This is a genomic window from Lacicoccus qingdaonensis (genome assembly GCF_900101075.1).
Lineage (GTDB): Bacteria > Bacillota > Bacilli > Staphylococcales > Salinicoccaceae > Lacicoccus > Lacicoccus qingdaonensis.
Window position 1 is genome coordinate 1 of the sequence record NZ_FNFY01000032.1, and the last position, 22,524, is coordinate 22,524.

Annotated in this window: 26 protein-coding genes and 1 pseudogene; 1 reads left to right on the plus strand and 26 read right to left on the minus strand. The window is 43.1% G+C overall.

Annotation, left to right across the window (positions count from 1 at the left end; genetic code table 11):
- From BLR15_RS12080 to BLR15_RS12195, 24 genes and pseudogenes are all read right to left on the minus strand, one after another.
- Positions 1–235, minus strand: a pseudogene (locus BLR15_RS12080) (IS21 family transposase); the annotation flags it as partial.
- A gap of 202 nt (positions 236–437) precedes the next feature.
- Entirely contained in the window at positions 438–902 is a 465-nt protein-coding gene (locus BLR15_RS12085) for a ComE operon protein 2 (RefSeq protein ID WP_092987871.1), read from the minus strand.
- Positions 903–914: 12 nt separating this feature from the next.
- Positions 915–1,541, minus strand: a complete 627-nt coding sequence (locus BLR15_RS12090; RefSeq protein WP_245696791.1) for a helix-hairpin-helix domain-containing protein — start codon at positions 1,539–1,541, stop codon at positions 915–917.
- Positions 1,542–1,653: 112 nt separating this feature from the next.
- Complete coding sequence (locus BLR15_RS12095) at positions 1,654–2,403, minus strand: class I SAM-dependent DNA methyltransferase (protein ID WP_092987873.1); 750 nt, start codon at positions 2,401–2,403, stop codon at positions 1,654–1,656.
- On the minus strand, positions 2,375–2,716 hold the full coding sequence (gene rsfS, locus BLR15_RS12100) for a ribosome silencing factor (RefSeq protein ID WP_092987875.1): 342 nt from the start codon (positions 2,714–2,716) through the stop codon (positions 2,375–2,377). The genes BLR15_RS12095 and rsfS overlap by 29 nt, the downstream gene beginning before the upstream one ends.
- A gap of 4 nt (positions 2,717–2,720) precedes the next feature.
- Entirely contained in the window at positions 2,721–3,290 is a 570-nt protein-coding gene (gene yqeK / locus BLR15_RS12105; protein WP_092987877.1) for a bis(5'-nucleosyl)-tetraphosphatase (symmetrical) YqeK, read from the minus strand.
- Positions 3,280–3,843 (minus strand): nicotinate-nucleotide adenylyltransferase, encoded by a 564-nt coding sequence (gene nadD, locus BLR15_RS12110; protein WP_092987879.1) that lies wholly within the window; start codon positions 3,841–3,843, stop codon positions 3,280–3,282. The genes yqeK and nadD overlap by 11 nt, the downstream gene beginning before the upstream one ends.
- Positions 3,840–4,136 (minus strand): ribosome assembly RNA-binding protein YhbY, encoded by a 297-nt coding sequence (gene yhbY, locus BLR15_RS12115; protein WP_092987881.1) that lies wholly within the window; start codon positions 4,134–4,136, stop codon positions 3,840–3,842. The genes nadD and yhbY overlap by 4 nt, the downstream gene beginning before the upstream one ends.
- Positions 4,133–4,942, minus strand: coding sequence for a shikimate dehydrogenase (gene aroE, locus BLR15_RS12120; RefSeq protein ID WP_092987883.1), 810 nt, complete (start codon positions 4,940–4,942; stop codon positions 4,133–4,135). Before aroE ends, yhbY begins: the two co-directional genes overlap by 4 nt.
- A gap of 1 nt (position 4,943) precedes the next feature.
- Positions 4,944–6,050, minus strand: coding sequence for a ribosome biogenesis GTPase YqeH (yqeH, locus tag BLR15_RS12125; RefSeq protein ID WP_092987885.1), 1,107 nt, complete (start codon positions 6,048–6,050; stop codon positions 4,944–4,946).
- Between the two features lie 3 nt (positions 6,051–6,053).
- Entirely contained in the window at positions 6,054–6,572 is a 519-nt protein-coding gene (locus BLR15_RS12130) for a YqeG family HAD IIIA-type phosphatase (RefSeq protein ID WP_245696792.1), read from the minus strand.
- Between the two features lie 195 nt (positions 6,573–6,767).
- On the minus strand, positions 6,768–7,481 hold the full coding sequence (locus BLR15_RS12135) for a 5'-methylthioadenosine/adenosylhomocysteine nucleosidase (RefSeq protein ID WP_092987889.1): 714 nt from the start codon (positions 7,479–7,481) through the stop codon (positions 6,768–6,770).
- Positions 7,474–7,950 (minus strand): transcription elongation factor GreA, encoded by a 477-nt coding sequence (greA, locus tag BLR15_RS12140; protein ID WP_092987891.1) that lies wholly within the window; start codon positions 7,948–7,950, stop codon positions 7,474–7,476. Before greA ends, BLR15_RS12135 begins: the two co-directional genes overlap by 8 nt.
- A 26-nt stretch (positions 7,951–7,976) precedes the next feature.
- On the minus strand, positions 7,977–8,600 hold the full coding sequence (gene udk, locus BLR15_RS12145; RefSeq protein WP_092987893.1) for a uridine kinase: 624 nt from the start codon (positions 8,598–8,600) through the stop codon (positions 7,977–7,979).
- Between the two features lie 9 nt (positions 8,601–8,609).
- A complete protein-coding gene (locus BLR15_RS12150; protein ID WP_092987895.1) occupies positions 8,610–9,230 on the minus strand; it encodes an O-methyltransferase in 621 nt (206 codons plus the stop codon).
- A gap of 117 nt (positions 9,231–9,347) precedes the next feature.
- Positions 9,348–10,475, minus strand: a complete 1,128-nt coding sequence (gene mltG, locus BLR15_RS12155) for an endolytic transglycosylase MltG (RefSeq protein ID WP_092987897.1) — start codon at positions 10,473–10,475, stop codon at positions 9,348–9,350.
- A 67-nt stretch (positions 10,476–10,542) separates the two neighbouring features.
- The gene (locus BLR15_RS12160) at positions 10,543–10,845 is read right to left on the minus strand and encodes a DUF1292 domain-containing protein (protein ID WP_092987899.1); all 303 of its coding nucleotides are present in this window, start codon (positions 10,843–10,845) and stop codon (positions 10,543–10,545) included.
- A 3-nt stretch (positions 10,846–10,848) separates the two neighbouring features.
- The gene (gene ruvX, locus BLR15_RS12165; RefSeq protein WP_092987901.1) at positions 10,849–11,283 is read right to left on the minus strand and encodes a Holliday junction resolvase RuvX; all 435 of its coding nucleotides are present in this window, start codon (positions 11,281–11,283) and stop codon (positions 10,849–10,851) included.
- A complete protein-coding gene (locus BLR15_RS12170; RefSeq protein WP_092987903.1) occupies positions 11,276–11,539 on the minus strand; it encodes an IreB family regulatory phosphoprotein in 264 nt (87 codons plus the stop codon). Before BLR15_RS12170 ends, ruvX begins: the two co-directional genes overlap by 8 nt.
- Before the next feature lie 60 nt (positions 11,540–11,599).
- Entirely contained in the window at positions 11,600–14,224 is a 2,625-nt protein-coding gene (gene alaS, locus BLR15_RS12175) for an alanine--tRNA ligase (RefSeq protein WP_092987905.1), read from the minus strand.
- A gap of 242 nt (positions 14,225–14,466) precedes the next feature.
- Positions 14,467–16,872 (minus strand): SF1B family DNA helicase RecD2, encoded by a 2,406-nt coding sequence (recD2, locus tag BLR15_RS12180; protein WP_092987907.1) that lies wholly within the window; start codon positions 16,870–16,872, stop codon positions 14,467–14,469.
- A gap of 24 nt (positions 16,873–16,896) precedes the next feature.
- On the minus strand, positions 16,897–17,538 hold the full coding sequence (locus tag BLR15_RS12185) for a tetratricopeptide repeat protein (protein WP_092987909.1): 642 nt from the start codon (positions 17,536–17,538) through the stop codon (positions 16,897–16,899).
- Positions 17,535–18,641, minus strand: a complete 1,107-nt coding sequence (gene mnmA / locus BLR15_RS12190) for a tRNA 2-thiouridine(34) synthase MnmA (RefSeq protein WP_092987911.1) — start codon at positions 18,639–18,641, stop codon at positions 17,535–17,537. Before mnmA ends, BLR15_RS12185 begins: the two co-directional genes overlap by 4 nt.
- 21 nt (positions 18,642–18,662) lie before the next feature.
- The gene (locus BLR15_RS12195) at positions 18,663–19,799 is read right to left on the minus strand and encodes a cysteine desulfurase family protein (protein ID WP_092987913.1); all 1,137 of its coding nucleotides are present in this window, start codon (positions 19,797–19,799) and stop codon (positions 18,663–18,665) included.
- A 149-nt stretch (positions 19,800–19,948) separates the two neighbouring features.
- Here BLR15_RS12195 and BLR15_RS12200 point away from each other — a divergent pair, with 149 nt between their 5' ends.
- On the plus strand, positions 19,949–20,950 hold the full coding sequence (locus BLR15_RS12200; protein ID WP_092987915.1) for an LLM class flavin-dependent oxidoreductase: 1,002 nt from the start codon (positions 19,949–19,951) through the stop codon (positions 20,948–20,950).
- Positions 20,951–21,290: 340 nt separating this feature from the next.
- On the opposite strand, the gene BLR15_RS12205 is transcribed toward BLR15_RS12200, so the two are convergent.
- Both BLR15_RS12205 and BLR15_RS14165 read right to left on the minus strand, forming a co-directional pair.
- Positions 21,291–22,055 carry a 2OG-Fe dioxygenase family protein gene (locus tag BLR15_RS12205; RefSeq protein ID WP_092987918.1) on the minus strand — a complete coding sequence of 255 codons (765 nt, stop codon included), beginning with the start codon at positions 22,053–22,055 and terminating at the stop codon, positions 21,291–21,293.
- 174 nt (positions 22,056–22,229) lie between these two features.
- Positions 22,230–22,524: group II intron maturase-specific domain-containing protein (locus tag BLR15_RS14165; RefSeq protein WP_281182399.1), on the minus strand; the 295-nt coding region annotated here is incomplete at its 5' end.

Genomic DNA, 22,524 nt, shown 5'->3' on the forward strand with positions numbered 1-22,524 from the left:
ATATACTATACGCACTGCATTGAATCTCCAGTTTGTCATGGATGATCGGTTTAAATTCATCCAATTTACTCGGTCTGCTCATTCTTTTCTGCTCCTCTGTGTTTTGGCTTTCTGCCGCATAAGCTGCTTTCACCGTGCGATAGTCACACCCATACTGACGGGCTAATGCGGCAAAGTTGGGCTTGATACCATCGATCATAAATTTTTTGACTCCTTCACGTACGTCTTTCCTCATGAATATCCTCCTTAGATGTCATAAGAAAAGCATACAAAAAAATGTAGGTAAACCAACAATTTTAAATTGCCGATTTCCTACATTTTAATACTGCCATTTACATTACATATAAAACATAATAAAAGCAAAAAAAATAAGCCCAATTTTGGGCTTATAACTAAAATATATCCTATTATGATGGACAAAAAGATAAAGAACATAATCATTTGAAATCTTCAAAATAACTGGCTACTTTATGTAAGTCAAGTTCGATTTTAGTATAGTTGACTTTCGTTTTACCCAGCAGCTCCATCGCATATGGATGATTTTTATAATCTTCGGCATAAAAGATGTTTTTGACCCCTGCCTGAATCATCGATTTGGTGCAGTGAATGCACGGGAAGTGGGTCACATAAACACTTGCACCTTCTGTTGAAACACCAAATTTGGAGCATTGCAGCAGTGCATTCGTCTCTGCATGGATGGTCCGTATACAGTGTCCGTCTTCAACATAGCATCCGACGTCGATGCAGTGTTCTTCACCTGAAACTGAGCCGTTATAGCCGCCTGCAATCACCCTGTTATCCTTGACGATCAGGGCACCGACCTTCAAGCGTTCACATGTAGATCTCAATCTCAATAAGTGGCTTTGTGCTAAAAAATACTCATGCCAGTCAATTCTCATCATTTATCCCACCTTCTAGTCTATTGTAATATAAGGTTCCAAACTGTCAAAAGTTTTTTCACCGATGCCTGATATGTTCATTAAATCCTCTTTGGTCATAAACAATCCATTCTCGTCACGGTAGTCCAAAATGAGCTGTGCCTTCTTTTCACCAATGCCGTTCAGCTGTGTCAATTCATCGATTGATGCAGTGTTTATATTGACCTGCACTTCCTCTTCGGCTGTTTCCACTGGATTCACCAGAGCAGTTTCTTCAATCTCCCCTGCTGCTGGGACATAGATTACCATTTCATCCCTGACCTTCTCAGACTGGTTCACCGTCAACAGGTCCGCACTGTCCAAAACGACTGCCATACTTAAAACGTTGGTGACCCTGGCATCCGCCGGCACTTCAAATACACCCGGATTTTTTACGGCGCCCTTCACTTCCACAAATACATGATCAGGAATGACAGGCTCCGGTGCAGTATCTTCTTCAGCTTCATCATCCACCTCCAAAGCATTCACCGGAGGTTCGTTGATGGTCATTGAATGATCAGCTGTCACCATGTTGATGGCGAATATTGCAATGATCAAAATCGCAAAGGCTATGCAGATAAGTGGGATAAACTGTTTGTATTTCTCAAAGTAATGTTTCAGCATTTCATCTCTCCTTTAAAATACCCCTTTACTATTATTAGGAGGAAAATGCCGTTTTTGATTTATTTTATTTTCAAATAAATTAATTAATTCAAAAAAACTTTGCAACTATGAGTTACAAAGCCTTTTTGACGATATAGAAAATTCTGTCACAAACGGTCGTTACAGAATGATTAATATCGAAATCACTGAAAGCTGTATCCACATACAGACCCGCTTTCTCTATCATTTTAATTACATCTTTATGTTCATAAGTCCTTTGAGAATAAAGTTCGTCCTGTCTGTGGTACATGCCATCATCATTTTTCACAAAATAAGTCATCTCATGTACAACGGAGAGCGGCGCTTCCCCTTCCACGGCATGCCAGATGTAGGTAACATGTTCCGTGTCATCAGTATAAAGCATGTCTCTGAAATCATTTTTCATTTTATATTTGCTGTGTATATCAAATATGAAGACACCGTCATCATTCAGATGTTCATTGGCATTCTTCAGCGTACGTATGAATTCATCTTCATCCTTCAAATAATTCAATACATCGACGGTGGCAACGATCATGTCGAATTTCTGATCAAGTGAGAAGTCCTTCATGTCCGCCTGAAAATAGCTGGTATTTTCATCTTCTTTACGGGCGATTTCAAGCATCGTTTCTGAAATATCAATGCCATACCTTGTTTTAAAATCCAGCTGTCTTGTCAATGTTCCTGTGCCGCATCCGATATCCAGAACAGAATGGTCTTTATTTTTAAAATGGTTGATTATATCCCGCCAGAGATTATAAGGGATATCATATGTCAATTCATTATAGAAGTGACCAAGAATCTCTTTCTTTCCGTTACTGTCTTCTGTCAATATGCTCACCATTTTTAAATAACCTTTCCAGGTTATAATATTCTCTTTCTGGCCCGTGGAACACATGGACGATGACATGATTCAAATCACACAGTATCCACTTACCCTCCTGGTATCCTTCAACAACGGGATCTATATCCAGATCTTTTGCCTGATCTTTTATTTCGTCGGCAATCGTCTGGACCTGACGTCCGGAGTTACCGTGGCAGATGATATAGTAATCTGTAACCGTGCTTGTTTCTTTTACATCAAAGGTCATAATATCTTCAGCACGCTTGTCATCACATGCTTCGACCATTTTTTCAAGTAGTGCTTCACTATTCATTCCTTCACTCCTTAACCATATTATAATAGTTGTAACATTCAATCGTTCTATTATAAATCGGCCGGTTTTTCTTCAACAACTGCTTTAAAGTCAGTCTTGTAATCTCATATATGGCCAGATCCAGTTTCTTTTCTTCGAATATTATCTCCCTGATCCTGTCCACTCCTTTTTGGGTGCGGTCCGGTTCGATGAAATCCGCCACATAAATGATTTTCTCTATTAAAAGCATCTGTGCCCGGCCGGAAGTATGGCTGGAAATCGCGTAAAATATATCTTCATCTTTCACGCCGTATTCAAACCTCATCTTTGTAGCTGCGACCGGACCGTGCAGCAGCTCGGAATTGAATGCGAGCAGTGTCGGATCCAGATTATACCTGGTGACATACTGATACATGTCACCGAGATCATCATATTTCGAAAAATCGTGAAGTATACCCGCAAGATAACATTTATCACCATCGGCTTCGAATAATTCAGCCATTTTGACTGCCGTTTCAGCCACTCTTACAGAATGGGCATATCTTTTTTCAGGCAGTTTATCTTTGATCAGGTTAAGTGCTTTTTTATGCTTCATATAATGCATTCTCCTTAATATACTCATACACAGCCTCATTCAGGAAATGTTTATAAGGCAGTCCTTCCTTGGCGCGTCTGCGGACAAGTGACGCAGAAACTTCCACAACAAGCTGATCTGCCCGTATAAAAGGTGCTGATATTTCCATATCATCACTGTGTCTCATCATTACGATAAAATTCATCATGTCGATCAATTCTTCATTTCTATACCATTTGTCAAAGCTTTCATACTGATCTGTTCCCATCAGAAAATAAAGTTCATCATCCGGATATTCATCCTTCAAATATTTTGCCGTATCGTATGTGAAACTTTTTCCATATCTGTCCAGCTCAAAAGTATCCATACTAAAACCTTCATATCCGGCAATCGCTTTCTGTATCATGGCAGTCCGCTCTTCGTTGCCGGTCGGCATGGTCTCCTTGTGCGGTGACTGTCTTGCCGGGATGAATATCACCCTGTCCAGACCGAAAGCAATTTTAACTTCCAATACGGAAATGATATGACCTATATGAATGGGATCGAAAGTTCCGCCGAAAACGCCTATTTTCATGATAACTCAATCTGTTTATTATTTTTGGATTCCCGGTAGATTATAATTGTACTGCCGATGATGCTCACAATATTGCTGTCGGTATTTTTGATGATTTCTTCTGCAATGTCATCTTTATCTTCGAGACAGTTCTGCAGCACAGAGATTTTGATCAGTTCCCTTTTTTCCAGAACATCGTCAATCTGTTCTATAAAATTATCTGTCACTCCATTTTTTCCCACTTGGAAAATAGGATTAAGATGATGGGACTCTTTTTTTAACTGCTTTATATTTTTTGATGATAAGGCCGTCATTTCACGCCACCTCCAAACTTTTTATTTAAAGCTGCATATACAGCGTCATAATCCCCTTCATACTCATTGTCATACCATATTTCAAAGGCATGGATTGCCTGGTTCACGAGCATGGACAGTCCGTTCATGGCATTATTCTCTTCGAATCCATGCAGAAACGGCGTTTTTTCGGGGTTATAAATTAAATCTATACCTATTGTGTCCTCAGTAATAATTTCTTTCGGCAGATTCATCACGTCATATAAATCTTCATTTTTCAGTCCGACCGGTGTCGTGTTGATGATGACATCAAAACTTTTCAGATCATGAAGTGATGACAGTTTATCAAAATTCTGATCTTTAAACGTCTCAAAACTTGCTTCACGTCTTGCGTATATGGTGATGTTGTCTCCAAGTTCGCTGTGGGCCCGGTATACAGCCTTTGAAGCCCCGCCTGCACCCAGGATCAATATATTTCTTCTCATGCTGCCAAAGCGGTCCATATAGGCCTGTTTGTATCCCGTGACATCGGTGTTGAAGCCGTAGAGCTCATCGTCTTTGATCAGGACGGTATTGACCGCGTTCACTTCGACTGCCCTCTGGTCAATAAAGTCAAGACTGTCCATAATCGCTTCCTTATGCGGTATGGTCACATTGAAGCCGTTCAAGTCATAGTGTTTGATAACGTCCTTTATGTGATTCAGGTCTTCCGGTGTAATATGAAGTGCCCGGTAAGTGTCGTCTAAATTCAATGAATTGAAATTGGCATAGTGTATTGCCGGAGACAACGTATGCTCAATTGGAGAACCAATTACAGCAAAATTCATTTTATAAGCCACCTTTGAATATTGTCGGTCTGATATTTACTTCCACGCCTTTTGGTACATGAACCGCCACTTCGGTTCCCGCCTGTACACTGATGAAAGCATAGCCGCTGATTTCAATGTCACTGTCTTCTGTCACTTTGAATGAATATTCTTTCTTATCATTAATCAGAACCGGTTCACTGATTTCCGGCGGTGTCAGCAGTCCGTTATAATGCTTTCCGTAAAATTCATCGGCATTGGATAATTTTGTTCTGTGGATCGTAAGCTTGTTTGAAGAATAGATGGTGAAGCTGCTCTTATCACCATTCACAAAATCAATTCTTGCCAGATTGGACAGGAATAATGTCTGACCGTGCTCAAGTTGAAAAGTCTTCGGTTTTATTTCTTTTGAAGGCGTGATGTACTTCAAATCCCCGGCATGGACAAAATGCGCCATCTGACTTGGTACAATCACTCCTGGTGTGTCATAAATGAATGTGTCATCATCCATCGGGATATCTATAAGATCAAGTGTCGTTCCGGGGAATCTGCTCGTCGTGATGACGTCGCTCTCGCCGCTGGTCATCTTGATCAATTGGTTGATAAGTGTGGATTTGCCGACATTCGTCGTGCCGACGACATAAACATCCTCTTTCTTCGAATGCTTTTTCATCATGGAAATCAGTTTGTCCAGGCCGTCATTCTTCAGTGCACTGACAGCGATTGTGTCCACTGCTGTAATGCCGTTTTCCTTCAGCATATGCTTTGCTCTGTGAATCAACCGTCCAGTATTGGTTGATTTGGGCAGAAGGTCGATTTTATTGATGACGGCAATGACCTTTTTATCACCAACGATACGGTTGAACGACGGAATCAGACTTGCATTGAAATCAAATGCGTCGATCACCTTGATGATCAGGCCATCCGTCTCATAGAGAGAATTCAGCATCGTCAGAAACTCTCCTGAATCCATATCTATATCCATGATTTCATTATAATGCTTCAGGCGGTAGCACCTTTTGCATATCGCCTCTTCCCTGTCCATTCCGCTGGCGGGTATATACCCTTTTTTATCTTTATCTTCAGATTGTAATACGGCTCCGCAGCCTATACATTTTACTTCAGTCAATAATTAGTCCTCCTTTACAAGCAATCCTTTTTTTCTAAAGTATCTCATGATTATCGCTTCCATCCTTCTGTTTAGGAGCGTCGCATAACCGTCCCTGCTCTTTACAGGAATCACCAGAACACTTTTCAGGCCGATCAGGTTTGCACCAAAAATATCGGTCATCAGCTGATCACCGACCATGATGGTTTCATTTTTAGGCACGCCCATCAGCCGAATTGCTTTTTTATAATTTCTTGATAAAGGTTTTTGCGCATTGAATATATAATCGATATCATGAGGATCGGCAAAGTTACTGACTCTCTTTTTCTTGCCGTTTGATACTATCGTCACTTTAAAATCATTGTCATTCATCAGTTTGAACCAGTCTATAACTTTCTCATTCGCATCCATTTCATCATAGCCGACCAATGTATTATCCAGATCGATAATCACCGCTCTGACACCCAGCTGATTCAACCTGGCCGGCGTAATATTTGTAAAATTATCAACATAGGAAGTTGGCAGGAACAATTTTTTTATCACTTTCAATGTTATCCTCTCTTAACTGATTTATTATAGTTTATCACATTAATAAAAGCACCTTAATATTTAAGGTGCTTTTATTTATTCAATAATATCATTATCTTCAGTTTCAGTATCCCGGTAAACAAGATATCCAATTATAACAGTGATTATAATTGATAATACCATCAGTATAGTCATTAAGGTCCCTCCACATTACAGTTCATTTAACAATAATTTTACAGCTTCAGAAGAATTTATACAAGCTTTCTTTAAAAATTCCTCATAAGTCATATCTGCAGCCTGATCAGCTTTATCCGATATCGAGCGGAGGATGATAAAGGGTACATTAAACTGGTGGCACGTCTGTGCAATGCTCGCGGATTCCATATCGACCGCAAGCGCTTCAGGGAAGCTGCCGATGATGGATGATTTCTGTGTGCTGTCTGCGATGAAGGAATCCCCGCTTGCCACGAGGCCTTTGAAGCCTTGAACGGTTTTATTCTTTTCGAGCACTTTCACAGCCGTGTCGACCAATTTGTCATCTGCATCATATAGAGCTGGCATGCCCGGCACCTGACCGAAGACATAACCGAATTCCATGGCATCCACATCATGATGGACGACAGACGTTGAAACGACCATATCCGTTACATCCAGTTCATTCGACAAAGCACCGGCGACACCGGTGTTCACAATCATCCTGACATCATATCTGTCGATCAGCAGCGATGTGATCAGCGTCGCATTCACTTTGCCGATACCGCTTTCCACAAGAACAATCGGATGTGAGCCGAGAGTCCCGATGTACACTTTTGCATGGGCGATGGTATCCGTTCTCGATATATCCATCCACTGTTTCAGTATTTCAACTTCTTCTTTCATTGCTCCGATGACACCGGTAACATGTTTTGTGTTTTTATCAGTCAATTGAAACGATCTTCACTTTCATGCTGGAGCCGTTCGGCAGCGGTACATTGATCTCTTCTTTGAGCTTGGCACCAAGCAGCGCCTGTGCAATCGGTGACTCATTGGAAATTTTGCCTTCGAACGGGTCTGCCTCTGCACTGCCGACAATCTGGTACTTTTCTTCGTCGCCATCCGGCAGTTCCGTAAATGTTACGGTTTTACCAAGCTGTACCGAGTTGTTGTCATTAGTGTCTTCGATGATTTTCGCATGGCGGATCATCTCTTCAATTCTCGTAATATCCTGTTCGACGAAACCCTGCTCATCTTTTGCGGCATCGTATTCTGAGTTCTCCGAAAGGTCGCCGAAACTTCTTGCAACTTTGATTTTCTCTACAACTTCAGGTCTCTTTGTAGTAATCAGATATTCAAGATCTTCCTGTAACTGCTTATATCCACTTTCTGTCATAGGGTATTCTTTTTGTGTTGTCATTAATAAAACCTCCGTAAACCTTTCACTTAAATTTTTTTGATAAGACTTCTTATTTTTGTGGTTATGATATCTATTGCCACAATATTTTCTCCGCCTTCAGGTATGATGATGTCACTGAAGCGTTTTGTCGGTTCGATAAATTGCAGATGCATTGGCCTTACGACTGTAAGGTACTGATTGATGACAGACTCCATTGACCGTCCGCGCTCTTTGATGTCTCTCGACATGCGCCTGAGAATGCGGATATCCGAGTCGGTATCCACATAGATTTTTACATCCATGAGATCTCTCAGCTGTTCATTTTCCAATGCAAAAATGCCTTCTACGATGATTACATCTTTAGGTTCCACCTTGATCGTCTTGTCGCTTCTTGTGTGATTCACGTAATCATATGTCGGCAGTTCGACACTTTCTCTGTTGATCAGCGATTTTACATGCTGGATCAGAAGGTCATTATCAAATGCAAACGGATGGTCGTAGTTCGTCTCGAGACGCTCTTCCATCGTCTTATGACTTTGATCTTTATAATAAAAATCCTGTTCAATCAGTGTGATATCATGTTCTTCCAGTGAGGATATAATTTTCTTGGTGACAGAAGTTTTACCGGAACCGGTACCTCCTGCAATGCCAATAATTGTCGGCTTGTTCATTTTCTACACCTAACTTTTTGAAATAACTAATAGCCCGTCACCTATCGGTAGAAAGGATGTGGCATAGCTGCTGTTACTCATATTTTGGTTAAAAGAAGCTACCTTCTCTTTCATTTTTCTTTTATTTCTGTTTTCAATGTTGTCATCTGCGATCAGCCCGCGCAAAAGTATATTGTCAACGATGATTAATCCGTTTTCTTTAACGTAAGGGCTGTATTTATCGAAGAAATGCTGATTGTTGCCTTTTGAAGCATCGATGAACAACAGATCCAGCGACTGTTCATCGATGGACAGATCCAAAGTCTTCGCATCATCCAGATAAGCTTCGACTCTGTCTTCCACTTTATATTTTTCAAAATTTTGTCTGGCGATATCGAACATTTCACTTTGTTTTTCAATGGTTATCAGATGTGAATCATCAAAGACTGAAAGAAGATGAAGACCGCTGTAACCGATTGCAGTTCCAATCTCCAAATACTTCCTGGCACCTGACATCTTAATGAGATGCTTAAGTACTGACAAAGCATCACCGTCAATGATGGGCACATGATGTTCCATAGCATAGCTGTAAATTTCCGGATACAGTTCGTGTACGGCATTCAAATCTTTTACATACTGCTCAATATTCATTTCTATCACCACATACAAAAAATACAACTGATAACAAAAGTTATCAGTTGTGTATTCATTAATAAATATATTAACATATTAATCTTTACTTGAAAAGATTAATTTAAAAAGATTAATTTATTGATTGTTAATATATTCCTCCCTGTTTTCAATATGCCCTTCAAAAGTTTCGGCAAAGTGATTATTACCTTCACTGTCCGCAAGGAAATAGTAATAATTAGTGTTGCTCGGGTTCAGAGTGCTCTGCAGGGATTCGATACCCGGAGAAGCAATGGGACCCGGAGGCAGCCCTGAATTTATATAGGTGTTATACGGATCTTCCACTTCCAGATCTTCAAACAGTGTACGTTCCTGGTGTTCGCCGAGTGCATATAACACTGTCGGGTCCGTCTGCAGCGGCATCGCCGGCTGCTCAGCCATCCTGTTTATAAATACACTCGCAATCATGGAACGGTCGGCAAGTGATGTCGCCTCCATCTCGATCAATGATGAGAAAGTCAAAAACTCATGAAATGACAGCTCCTGGGGTTCTCCCTCGTAAGTGATCGTATATTCATCTACTGAATTATAAATAGGGAAACTGTTCACCTCAGTCGCATCCAGCATCTGTCTGACCAGACTTTCAATTGACGGTTCCTCTTCTGTGATATCATATGTCGCCGGGAATAAATACCCTTCAAGTGGATATTTCACATCTTCATCCAAAATTTCCTCGGACAGCATTTCCGGATACTCTTCCATCAGGGACTCTATGAATTCCCTGTCCGTCATCAGCTCAAGAAACCTCTCTTCAGATACGGGGAGGTTCTGGCTGAACTGTTCTGCAATCTGCTCGACAGAATAGCCTTCAGGTATTGCCACCCTGTGCAGCACTTCCTGATAGATGGTTCCTGTTTCAAGCGTACGGGCAATCTGCTCAAAGTCCATCGCAGGCGAGAGTTCATATTCTCCGGCCTGATAGTTCGTAATGCTGTTCAATCTTAAGTATACTTCAAACATTCTGCCGTTATCTATAATGCCCTCTTCTTCCAGCTGTTCACCAATCATCCCTGCCGAAGTGCCTGAATCGATTACAACTTCTTCAGTTTCTTCAGAATTGGCATCCAGCGGGTCACCTATCGATGTTATATAAAAATACGCAATTATCGAAATGACGATAACACCGATTGCTAAAACACCAATAATAATTAATGACAGATAAGAAGATACATTTTTTGAAAATCTGATGTCATCATATCTACTCATAAAAGACTCCAATCTTTAAAAATAGCTCCCAATGTGTATTGGAAGCTATTTTGAATCATCTGTATTTTTACTCTTCCGGTACATCCATTTGAGTATTTACAATTTCTTCAATCATGTCCCACTCTTCATCTGTTTCCACAGGAAGGAACTTCCCGCCGTCACCGTTTTCATCCGGTACGTTTATCATTGGGATCAGCTCGATTTCTTCATCGTCATCATTAAAGTTGCCTTCTTCGGCAAGAATTATATAATCCTTATTGAAACCGGGATGATGGAATTCCAGCATCTTACGGTATAATACTTCGTTCTCTTCTTCATCGAATAAAGTTAAAAGTTCTTCCTCGTGATTAAAACTCATTTCATGAGACATAGTTTATAGCTCTCCTTTGATGGGCTGATCTAAATAACCCTGTAAAATAAAGACTGCTGCCATTTTATCTATCACAGCCTTGCGTTTTTTGCGTGACACATCCGCCTCGAGCAATGTCCGTTCTGCACCGACAGTACTCAAACGTTCATCCCACATGATTATTTTAACACTTGGTATGTGATTCGCAAGTATTTCACTGAAATTTAATGAACGTTCACCGCTCTCGCCGATCGAATTATTCATATTTTTAGGCAGGCCGACCACAATTTTGGACACATTGTTATCATCCACTATTTTACTCAGCTCTTCAAGTCCGTACTTCTCATCATGATAGTCGATTTTCAAGGTTGTCAGACCCTGTGCAGTCCAGCCGAAAGCATCGCTGATGGCCACACCTATCGTTTTGGTACCGACATCCAGACCTAAAGTTTTACTCATTTATTTCACGGTCAATATAAGTTCTTACCAGCACTTCGATAATCTCGTCACGGTCCACATGCCTGATCTGGTTTCTTGCTTCGTTCTGACGGGGAATGTACGCAGGGTCGCCACTTTGAAGATAGCCGACCAGCTGGTTAATTGGATTATAATCTCTTTCCTCAAGAGTTTTATAGACATTGGTCAGAATCTCATTAACATGTTTGGCACGGGATTCATCTACATTAAATTTAACAGTCTCATCAAATTGTCCCACAAAAGCACTCCTAACTCCCTATTGATTTGACACCATTATATCATTTTTAGGCCATATAAGTTATATAGTAATATACTCGTTAACGAATTGTAATGCAATTGTTAAATTGTCCGGGTTTGTGCCGCCGCCCTGAGCCATATCGGGACGGCCGCCGCCTTTACCGTCCACGCGACCGGCCATGCCTTTCATTATCTCGCCCGCCTTGAATCTGTCTGTCAGATCTTTCGGTACAGTGACAACAAGTGACACTTTGTCCTCATTGACACTCCCAAGTGCGATGATGGCATCCTGATTGGCAGATTTGATGTCATCCATTATCGCTCTCAGCTCTTTGGCATTTTTTGCATCGACTTCTGTCGCTATCAAATCGATTCCGTCGACTGTCTGTTTGATGTTTTCAATATTGGCCAGTTTATCTTTGGAAGATGCAGATTTCAGTTCTTTGATCTCCTGCTTAAGTTCAGTTTTTTCATCATTCAGCTGGGTTATTTTGCGAATGACATTATCCTCTTTGACTTTGAGCAGATCTGTAATTTTCTGCAGCCGTCTTTCTTTCTCTTTGTAGTATTCAACAGCGTACTTGCTTGTGACAGCTTCCAGCCTTCTGATACCGGCACCGATACCCGTTTCGGAAACGATTTTGAATAATCCTATGTCCGACGTATTCACAACATGGATACCGCCGCAGAGCTCTACCGAATAATCATCCATATCGACGACGCGTACAATATCGCCGTATTTTTCTCCGAAGAGTGCCATTGCCCCTTTTTCCTTAGCTTCTGCTATCGGCATTTCGGAAATCTCAACATTCAGACCTTCATAGATTTTTTCATTCACAGAGTCTTCGATCGATTTTATCTCTTCTGCCGTCAATGGATTCAAATGTGAGAAATCAAAGCGCAGCTTTTCAGCTTCGACCAAAGATCCGGCCTGGTTCGCGTGCTCGCCGATCGTATCTTTCAGCGCCTGGTGCATCAGATGGGTCGCCGAATGGTTTTTGACGATGAAGCTGCGTTTTTCTGCATCCACGCTCAGTTTGTATGTGACACCGGTCTCCACCGTACCGCTCACAACTTTTGCAAGGTGGACATTCTGTTTATTCGGCCCTTTGTAGACCGCTTCAACTTCAAGCTCGGCAGTATCGCTTTTTATTGTACCGTAGTCAGCAATCTGGCCGCCGCTCACTGCATAGAAAGGCGTCTTGTCAAATATCAGTTCAACCATTTCTCCGCCGTCGTAGGACTGCAGTGATTCATCATCTTTGACCATCAGAAGCAGTTGTGCCTCCTCATTAAGAGACTCGTACCCTGTAAAGAGACTAGGTGTTGTGAAATCGGACAGGACTTTCGACTGCACCTGCATCGACTCACTGGATTTACGCGCATTTCTTGCACGTTCCCTCTGCTTGGCCATCTCATCCATGAAGCCCTGTTCATCGACTTCCAGACCGTCATTTTCAGCATATTCCCTGGTCAATTCATAAGGGAAGCCGTACGTATCATAAAGCTTGAATGCATCCTCGCCTGATATTACGCCGGTCGTGTCCTTGACTGAAGCTTTGAATGATTCATAAATACGAATGCCCTCATCCAAAGTCGCAAGGAATCGTTCTTCCTCTTTTTTCACGACTTCCTTGATGAAGTCGCTTTTCTCTCGGACGTTCGGATAGAAGCCTTTCATGATATCTCCGACCGTATCCACGAGTGAATACATGAACGCTTCATTGATGCCGAGCTCTTTTGCAAATCTGACTGCGCGGCGCAAAAGACGGCGCAGCACATAGCCGCGGCCTTCGTTTGACGGCAGTGCTCCGTCGGCAATCGCAAAGCTGACCGTTCTTACATGGTCGCTGATCACTTTGAATGCGACATCCTGGCTGTCGCTTACACCATATGACTTATTGGATACTTCTTCAATCCTTTCAAGGAGTGGAGTAAACAGATCCGTATCGAAGTTTGTCGGTACGTTCTGGACGATGCTCGCCATTCTCTCGAGCCCCATGCCAGTATCAATGTTTTTCTTCGGCAGCGGTGTGTACGTTCCATCACTGTTATGGTTGAATTCACTGAATACCAGGTTCCAGACTTCCAGATATCTTTCATTTTCACCGCCAGGATACATTTCATCCGCCGGGTCATCCGCGCCGTAGCTTTCACCGCGGTCGTAAAAGATTTCACTGTTCGGACCGCAAGGACCTTCACCGATATCCCAGAAGTTGCCTTCTATTCTGATGATCCGCTCCTCACTCAGACCGATGTCTTCGCGCCATATATCATATGCATCCGTATCTTCAGGGTGGACGGTTATATAAAGCAGCGATTCATCGAAATCCATCCACTCTTCAGACGTCAAAAATTCCCAGGCAAGCTCAATCGATTCTTTCTTAAAATAATCGCCGATGGAAAAGTTTCCGAGCATTTCGAAAAATGTATGATGTCTTGCCGTGAATCCGACATTCTCAATATCATTCGTTCTGATGGACTTCTGTGCATTCACAATTCTTGGGTTGTCAGGAATGACACGGCCGTCAAAGTATTTCTTGAGCGTCGCAACACCCGAGTTGATCCAAAGCAGAGAATCGTCATCGATCGGAACAAGCGGTGCACTCGGCTCCACCATATGATTTTTCTCTTTAAAAAACTTTATAAATAAATCTCTAATCTCATTTCCTGTCAGTTGCTTCATAAGAATCACTCCTAAAATTAAAATAAAAAAAACGCCCCTAAAAAATAGGGACGGAAGTTTCCGCGGTACCACCCAGGTTATGGCATAGCCATCACTCTAATTATTCATTTGAAATAAAGTGCAGCACATATATATACCTGTCATTGTTCTCACCTGCCACAATGTCTCTGTCCAGCACAGTATATACATTCAATCACTTTAAGTATAATTGTAACTGATTATAAAATTTTATCACACTGCTGTCAAATGAAATCATAAGGCGTTTTCTCAACATTGATCATCGCTGGTATTCTGAACAGATTCTCTTCTGTCAAATATTCCGGGGGACCGTCTTCAGCCGGCGTCTCTTCACTTGCCGCCGCAGCACTATCGGCACTTACCTCTTTCTTCTGCCGGGCGATATTGAACTTGTCATGCAGCGACTGGATCATCGTCGTATTCCTGGTGATGCCTTCGTTGCCGAGGGCATCATAAAATGCATTCTGATCGCCGCACAGGATCAGTGATTCTTTGGCTCTCGTTATGCCGGTATAAATGATATTTTTTATCAGCATATGGCGGTAGCTTTTCACGAGCGGCATGATGACGATCGGGTACTCACTGCCCTGTGCCTTATGGATACTTGTACAGTATGCGTGGGCCAGCTCACTGAGGTCTCTCCGTTCATATGAAATGTGCTTGCCGTCGTAATCCACCACGATGATATCTTTATCGGTGCTGTCGTCATCTTCTTTGAGAATGATTTCATCGATGATGCCCGAGTCACCGTTGAATATATTATCTTCACGCCGGTTGATCAGCTGCAGTACTTTATCCCCGGTACGGAAAACGATATCCCCGAACTGTATTTCCCGCTTGTCTTCATCCAGCGGATTCAAGATTTCCTGAAGCACCTGATTCAGCTTATTGATACCGGCGTTCCCCCGGTATATCGGCGCAAGCACCTGTATATCGCGCATATCATAGCCCTTATCCACCGCTTTCGTCACGATATTGTCAACCAGTCCTGAAATCTGGCTGATATTCGCCTGAATAAAAACCCGGTCCTTGAATTTTTCCTGGATATCTATCGGTTTTTCTTCTTTTATTTCGTGGGCGAGCTTGATGATGGATGATCCTTCACCCTGCCGGTAGATTTTCGTCAGTTCCGTCACTTTCATGACATCCGATTCGATCAGGTCGTTGAAAATTTTACCCGGTCCGACGGACGGCAGCTGGTCCCTGTCTCCGACAAATACCAGTTTTGTATCGCTCGGCACATTTCTGAGCAGCTGATAGAAGAGCCATGTATCCACCATGGACATCTCATCGATGATGATCAGTTTCGCATTCAGTTCTGCATCGATAAAGTCATCCTTTTCCGTATCCTGGCCCCAGCCGATCAGTCTGTGTATCGTAGAAGCTTCAACACCGGTCGAATCGTTCAGCCTTTTTGCAGCACGGCCTGTCGGCGCGACAAGTTTGATCGGATACTCGCCTTCTTCATAATCTTCGATATCTTCGAGTGCATTGAGCTCATGGTAACAGCCGATGATGCCCTTCACTATCGTTGTCTTTCCAGTGCCGGGTCCTCCGGTGATGATGGATATCTTTTCATTCATTGAAAGGTCTATCGCCTTCATCTGTTCAGAGTTGTATTTGATGTTTTCATTTTTTTCAATGGCACTGATCTGTTCGGTGACTTCCTCATCAGTGAATTTATCGTCGTCTGAATTTTTCAGGATGCGGTAAATTTCATCCGCAGATTTATGTTCGGCGTAAAAAATGGTCGGAAGGTAAATTTTTTCATCGAACATGACCAGTTTCTCATCTTCATGAAGTTCTCTGACGACTTCATCGATTTCTTCATCATTGAACTGATCCTGATTGTTGTACATCAGCAGTTTCTTCACTTCCGCACCGAGCATATCTTTACCAATGAATGTGTGACCGGTTGAAAGTGTCATGTCTTCCACGATATACAATAGTCCTGCTTTCAGTCTGCCGATATCCGATGGCTCGATGCCCTGCGCAAGTGCTATTTTATCCGCAGTATTGAAACCGATGCCGTCAATGTCTGCAACCATTCTGTATGGTGAATTTTCAAGTATTTTTAACGTGTGATCCCCGTAATACCTCAATATTTTAGCGCTCATCCTGGCACCGAAGCCGAGTTCGTTCAGGCGGATGATGATCTCCTCCGTCTTTTTATTCTCCAGGATGGTCTGGTGGATCATATCAATTTTCGCCCTGGACAGGCCGCTCACTTTTTTAAGTGCATTTTTATCATCGGAGATAATTTCCAGTGCGTTATACCCCAGCTTATCCACTATCTTCTCTGCTGTTTTCAGGCCGATGCCTTTGAAAGTATCGCTTGAAAGGTACTGGATGACACCCTGGTTCGTCTTCGGCAGTTCCTGCTTGAACTGTGTCGCATTGAACTGTTCGCCAAACCTCGGGTGGGATTTGATGTCCCCGCTGAATCTGTATGTATCTCCTTCTGTAATGTCATGGAAATATCCAGTGACGATGGTATCAAAGGCGAAGTGTGTATTGGTTTCATCGATGATTACTTTCAATACAAAAAAGCGTGTTTTTTCGCTTTGAAAAATAACACGCTCGACTTCACCGATAATATATTTCTCATCATAAATTGACGACTGTTCCATTTTCTTCACCGCCGGGAAAATATACTACTCTGAAATCTTTTTTAATGCATGATGTGCAAGATGATGGTCCTTTTGTACATCGATTGCCTGCTTGAAATGTTCAGACGCCTGTACTTTATCATCATCACGTACAAGTTTTAACAACCCTAAATTATATTGTGCATCAGCATGCGGGGTTCTGTCCACCACTTTGGTGAGCAGTTTTTCAGCCGGGTCGAACAGGCTGAGCTGACAGCACAGCAGACCGTACTGGAAGCAGATATCAAGATCATCCGGCTTCTCCTGGTGCGCCACTTCGAAAAACTGCAGTGCCGCTTTCGGCTGCTGGGTATTGATGTGGCTCATCGCCAGCATGAAGTTAAGGTCCGCATCTTTTTCATTTCTGGTGTAGGCAATCAGATAAAGTCTGATCGCCTCTTCATACCGTTCATGGTTGTAGTAGATATTGGCGAGACTGTAAAATGCACTCGTACTCTGTGAGTTCAGATCAATCGCCTTTTGCAGAAACTGTTCCGCTTCTTCATCCCGTCCGAGGGTGTGGAGCAGATTGCCGCCGTTGATATAATGCACTTCAACTTCCGGCTCTTCTTCTATACTGTTAAAAATCTGTTTAAGCGCTTCTTCCTGCCTGCCGTTTTTCAATGCGTCTTCGTATGGCAGGCTCATCCCAGATACTCCAATACTCTTTCTTCATTGTAGACAGTATCGATCGTCGCGCCGCCAAGACAGGTGTCTCCGTCATAAAGGACGACAGCCTGTCCCGGTGTCACCGCACGCGCCGGTTCATCGAATATGACTTCCAGCTTGTCTTCACCGACCTTATTGACAGTGACAGGCACATCATCCTGGCGGTACCTGAATTTTGCGGTACAGCTGAATGATTCCCCTGGTTCATTGATGAAATTGACGTCTGAAGCAATCAGTTTCGTCGAGTACAGTGAATCATTCTCATACTGTGATACAACATACAGTTCATTCGTTTCCAGGTTTTTCCCTGCAACGAAATACGGTCCGCCTTCTCCGCCGATGCCGAGGCCCTGGCGCTGGCCGATCGTGTAGTACATCAGACCGTCATGCTGCCCCATATCCTCATTCGTATCCAGGTTGATCATGCGGCCTGGATTGGCAGGCAGATAACCGCTCAGAAACTCTTTGAAGTCGCGCTCGCCGATAAAGCAGATGCCTGTGGAATCCTTTTTATCCTTCGTTGCCAGATTGTATTTATGTGCAAGCTCTCTCACTTCGGACTTTTCCATATGGCCGAGCGGGAACATCACTCGGGACAGCTGATCTTTCGACAGCTGATTCAAAAAGTAAGTCTGGTCTTTGTTATTGTCGACACCTCTCAGCATCGTGACAGAACCGCCATCGTGGTTGACTCTTGCATAGTGGCCAGTTGCAACATAGTCTGCACCGAGTTTCATGGCATGGTCTAAAAATGCCTTGAACTTTATCTCCTTGTTGCACATGACATCCGGGTTCGGTGTGCGGCCTTTTTCATATTCTTCCAAAAAGTATTTGAATACCCGGTCGTAATATTCCTTTTCAAAATTGACCGAGTAATAAGGGATGCCGATCTGTTCGGCAACCAGTCTCACATCTTCATAGTCCTCAGTTGCTGTACATACTCCAAATTCGTCTGTATCATCCCAGTTCTTCATAAAAATGCCAATTGTATTATAGCCCTGATCTTTTAATAATTGTGCCGTGACGGAGGAGTCTACACCCCCACTCATACCAATGACAACAGTTGTTTTTGACGGATCCATATCATACATTCCTTTCTGAATTTAAATCATTTCTCTTTTATTTAGTCTGTTATAAATTATCTCTAACTGTGCAGCAATTTCCGTTATATCTTCTTCCGCCATCAAGTGTGAAAAACTGAAGCGGATGGACTTGAGTGCCCGTTCTTCATCATCATACATCGACCGTATCACATGTGAAGGCTGAACCGTGCCGGCGTTGCATGCAGAACCTGCAGATACGAAGATCCCCGCCATATCGAGTGCCGTCAGCAGAAATTCCGCCTCGGTCCAGTCGAAGTATACATTTACAATGTGGCTCGTCTGGTTATTGACGTCGCCGTTCACTTCAAACGGAATCTTTTTCTCGATCAGCTCGTTTATAAAACGTTCTTTCATCTGCATCTCTTTGATGGTTCTTTTTGAACGGTGCGCTTTCGCCTTCTCCATCGCCAGGCTGAATGCCTGTATCCACATGATGTTTTCCGTGCCGGCCCGTCTTGATAGTTCGTGTGAGCCGCCGGTAATCTGTGCGGACAGCTTAATGCCTTCTTTCAAATAAAGAAGCCCGATGCCTTTCGGTCCGTATATCTTATGGCCGCTCAGCGTCAGCAGGTCTGCACCGAGATTTTCGACGTCGACATCCATATGCCCGAAGCCCTGCACTGCGTCCACATGAAACAGAGCACCGTGCGCCTTTAACACTTCGGCTATTTCAAATACCGGCTGCATGCTGCCCGTTTCATTATTGACCATCATGACAGAGACCAATACTGTATTATCTTTCAGGCTGTTTTTCAACTCTTCGGCATCAATCTGTCCATTTTCCTTCGCGGACAGAAATGTCACATCGTATTCTTCACTTAAATCCTGATAAGTATTCCTTACGGAAGCATGTTCAATGTCAGTTGTAATAAAATGCGGATTGGCATGTCCTTTCGCAATCCCTTTGATCGCAAGATTGTTTGCCTCTGTCGCACCGCTGGTCAAAATGATTTCATTTGGCTTCGCATTGATGCACTCTGCAATCTTTCTGCGGTAGTTCTGCAGATCCGCCTTGGCATTTTTGCCTATACGGTGGATGCTTGAAGGATTTCCGAAGTTTTCAGCATTGTCCACGACTTCTTCGAGTATCTTCTTATCAAACGGCGTAGTGGCTGCGTAATCGACATAAACTGACATTTTATTCACCCTTATCAACAATTAAATTATTAACTAATATATTTTAACATGTTTCAATGTAAAATTATAATGTTTGAAATCAATTATTAGCTAAAAGTGACATATATTTGTACACTTTTAAGTAGACGATAAAAACAGGAGATGAAAGAATGTCTAAACAGTTAAATATTTCAGCACTCAATCTGGTCCCTGTCAGAGCAGGAACCAATGCTTCACAGGCAATTGAAGACATGGTCGATCTTGCAGAACATATCGACGGTTCGAGCTATCAGAGATACTGGATTTCTGAACACCATAATATGACTTCAATCGCTTCATCTGCCACAAGAATCTTAATCAAACATATTCTTGAGCACACAAAAAATATCAGGGTCGGAAGCGGCGGTGTCATGCTGCCGAACCATGCACCCCTCGTCGTGGCTGAAGAATTCGGCACCATGCATGCCATATACGGAGACCGGCTCGACCTCGGCCTCGGACGCGCGCCCGGGACGGACATGGCAACGGCGAACGCCATCCGGAGAAGCAACCATGACGGCGTATTCTCCTTTAAAAGTGAAATTGAAGAGTTGAAAAGATATTTATCTGCCGTGCCGACACATGTTGTCGCCTATCCCGGACAGGGGACGGAAGTGCCGTTATATGTACTCGGATCTTCAACGGATTCAGCACATATCGCCGCAGACCTCGGCCTGCCTTACGCATTTGCCGCACACTTCGCACCCGCTCAGATGGAAAATGCTTTTAAAATATATGAAGACAACTTCAAACCGTCCGATCAGCTGGATAAGCCTTACAAAATGGCGAGCCTCAACGTCATCATGGCGGATACGAATGAAGAAGCGGACTTTATTAAAACTACCCACTATCAGAATATCCTGAATCTGATCCGCAACACACGCGGCCAGCTGCCGAAACCTGTTGAAGACATGGAACAGAGATGGTCGCCGAGAGAGGAGCAGGCCGTCAAATCACAGTTCCCGATCGCATTTTCCGGCAGTAAGGAAAAAGCCATGGAAGAACTGAGATTATTCCAGAGCCAGTTCAACGTCGATGAAATCATGGCTGTGTCCTACATCTATGACATGGACGACCTGAAGAAGTCATATGACCTGTTCGAAGAACTGGTCAGGGAATATAATGCGGAATAATTCATGGGTCCAGTCTTGATCAGTAAACGGGTAACGAGCAAGTCAATTTGTAATCGGCATATGCTTGGATTCCAGAGCTGAATCCAATTAAGTCATGCCAATACCACCATATGCTCGGATTCCAGAGCCGATTCCGATTATGTCACTCAAATATCGGCATATGCTCGGATTCCAGAGCCGATTCCGATTATGTCACTCAAATATCGGCATATGCTCGGATTCCAGAGCCGATTCCAATTATGTCACTCAAATATCGGCATATGCTCGGTTCCCATAGACTCTTTTAGATCAACAAAAATGCTGCCGGCAACTTTTAATAAGTCGTCGGCAGCTTTTTATTTTACTCATCCATATCGGCAACAACAGTCAATTGATAATCAATCAGAATGACGGATCTCACTGCCGCGCCTTCTTCAGAGCCTTTCATTACCGGTCCGACATAGTGGCTGACTGCTGAATCATCCACGCCGTAGGATTCGAGCGGTTTGGAAATCTCGAAAATCTCATGCAAGTCTTTCTGATCTACCTCATCAGGCTGACTGCCTCTGACTCCAGGTATGCCAATTGCATTCGTACCCCCTTTCACATTTTTACGCTCGATCAGATGGGCGAATGTGAACGGTTCACCGTCCTGATGCAGACAGTCCGGAGAGGACACTGCTTTATCCTCGTCATTATCGACCATCAATTTCACAAAATGCACTCCGACATGGATCGGCATGATTTTGTCTTCTTCTCCCCAGAAAGTCTCTTCATAATTGGCCATGATGATTTTCTTCAGAAGTTTATTGTCACGGATATGGGAATCGATCGAATGGAACTCACGGTACGAACCCGGATGTTCGGGGTTGAATTTACCCTGGAAATAGGCGGCATACTCTGCGCCATCCCTCTTCACATCCGGCAGCCATTCAATATCTCCTGACGTCGGCAGTACAAGCGCGCGCGAATATCTTCTGTAACGGTTGAGTTCCGGCGCATAGTCATCGATCGGCAGGTTCTCAAAATAGTTAAGAATTTCCTCATAATCCTTTTCAATGCCATCATAATAGAGTGAATCCATATAATCGTAAATTGCATAACCTTTATCTTTTAACTGGCTCATGTCTGACCTTTCCTTTACAATTTGTTGTCAATGAATCATTTTATCATAAAATGAAAACAAACCGAATATGTGACGGGAAACACATCACATACAATCCATATAAAATCGAGTAGGAGGGAGTGAGTGACTCCCGTCCTCTCACACCACCCAGCGTACGGCTCCGTACTGGGCGGTTCAATACCTTGCGTAAGCAGACTCTGCCAATTGGTTTAGCGGCGCTAAACCCCATTGGCGGAGTCTCTTTGTTGTCAACACATGATGGACTTCTTCTGTTTTGGATAGGAGCCAGTACTTTTTGCGCGAATACGCAATGCGTCTGGCACCGTCAGCGTCCAAGCCATACCGTTCGAGCATTCTGATTTTCGTTTTCGGTTGTTTCCACCGTTTGAGAATGAGTTGCCTGATACGGCGGCGCAGCCAGGGTTCAATATCTTCTATGAAACCTTTGATGAACCCCTGTCCGAAATAA

Bases quoted from the DNA above. Each gene is read 5' to 3' on its own strand.
- aroE (WP_092987883.1), bottom strand. From the start codon at position 4,942: ATGAATTTTGCTGTAATTGGTTCTCCAATTGAGCATACGTTGTCTCCG.
- BLR15_RS12085 (WP_092987871.1), bottom strand. From the start codon at position 902: ATGATGAGAATTGACTGGCATGAGTATTTTTTAGCACAAAGCCACTTA.
- udk (WP_092987893.1), bottom strand. From the start codon at position 8,600: ATGAACAAGCCGACAATTATTGGCATTGCAGGAGGTACCGGTTCCGGT.
- mltG (WP_092987897.1), bottom strand. From the start codon at position 10,475: ATGAGTAGATATGATGACATCAGATTTTCAAAAAATGTATCTTCTTAT.
- ruvX (WP_092987901.1), bottom strand. From the start codon at position 11,283: ATGAGTAAAACTTTAGGTCTGGATGTCGGTACCAAAACGATAGGTGTG.
- BLR15_RS12095 (WP_092987873.1), bottom strand. From the start codon at position 2,403: ATGGTGAGCATATTGACAGAAGACAGTAACGGAAAGAAAGAGATTCTT.
- yqeK (WP_092987877.1), bottom strand. From the start codon at position 3,290: ATGAAGCATAAAAAAGCACTTAACCTGATCAAAGATAAACTGCCTGAA.
- BLR15_RS12150 (WP_092987895.1), bottom strand. From the start codon at position 9,230: ATGAATATTGAGCAGTATGTAAAAGATTTGAATGCCGTACACGAACTG.
- BLR15_RS12090 (WP_245696791.1), bottom strand. From the start codon at position 1,541: ATGCTGAAACATTACTTTGAGAAATACAAACAGTTTATCCCACTTATC.
- rsfS (WP_092987875.1), bottom strand. From the start codon at position 2,716: ATGAATAGTGAAGCACTACTTGAAAAAATGGTCGAAGCATGTGATGAC.
- BLR15_RS12200 (WP_092987915.1), top strand. From the start codon at position 19,949: ATGTCTAAACAGTTAAATATTTCAGCACTCAATCTGGTCCCTGTCAGA.
- BLR15_RS12185 (WP_092987909.1), bottom strand. From the start codon at position 17,538: ATGAGCCTGCCATACGAAGACGCATTGAAAAACGGCAGGCAGGAAGAA.
- greA (WP_092987891.1), bottom strand. From the start codon at position 7,950: ATGACAACACAAAAAGAATACCCTATGACAGAAAGTGGATATAAGCAG.
- alaS (WP_092987905.1), bottom strand. From the start codon at position 14,224: ATGAAGCAACTGACAGGAAATGAGATTAGAGATTTATTTATAAAGTTT.
- yhbY (WP_092987881.1), bottom strand. From the start codon at position 4,136: ATGACGGCCTTATCATCAAAAAATATAAAGCAGTTAAAAAAAGAGTCC.
- BLR15_RS12160 (WP_092987899.1), bottom strand. From the start codon at position 10,845: ATGTCTCATGAAATGAGTTTTAATCACGAGGAAGAACTTTTAACTTTA.
- BLR15_RS12205 (WP_092987918.1), bottom strand. From the start codon at position 22,055: ATGAGCCAGTTAAAAGATAAAGGTTATGCAATTTACGATTATATGGAT.
- mnmA (WP_092987911.1), bottom strand. From the start codon at position 18,641: ATGGATCCGTCAAAAACAACTGTTGTCATTGGTATGAGTGGGGGTGTA.
- nadD (WP_092987879.1), bottom strand. From the start codon at position 3,843: ATGAAAATAGGCGTTTTCGGCGGAACTTTCGATCCCATTCATATAGGT.
- recD2 (WP_092987907.1), bottom strand. From the start codon at position 16,872: ATGGAACAGTCGTCAATTTATGATGAGAAATATATTATCGGTGAAGTC.
- BLR15_RS12195 (WP_092987913.1), bottom strand. From the start codon at position 19,799: ATGTCAGTTTATGTCGATTACGCAGCCACTACGCCGTTTGATAAGAAG.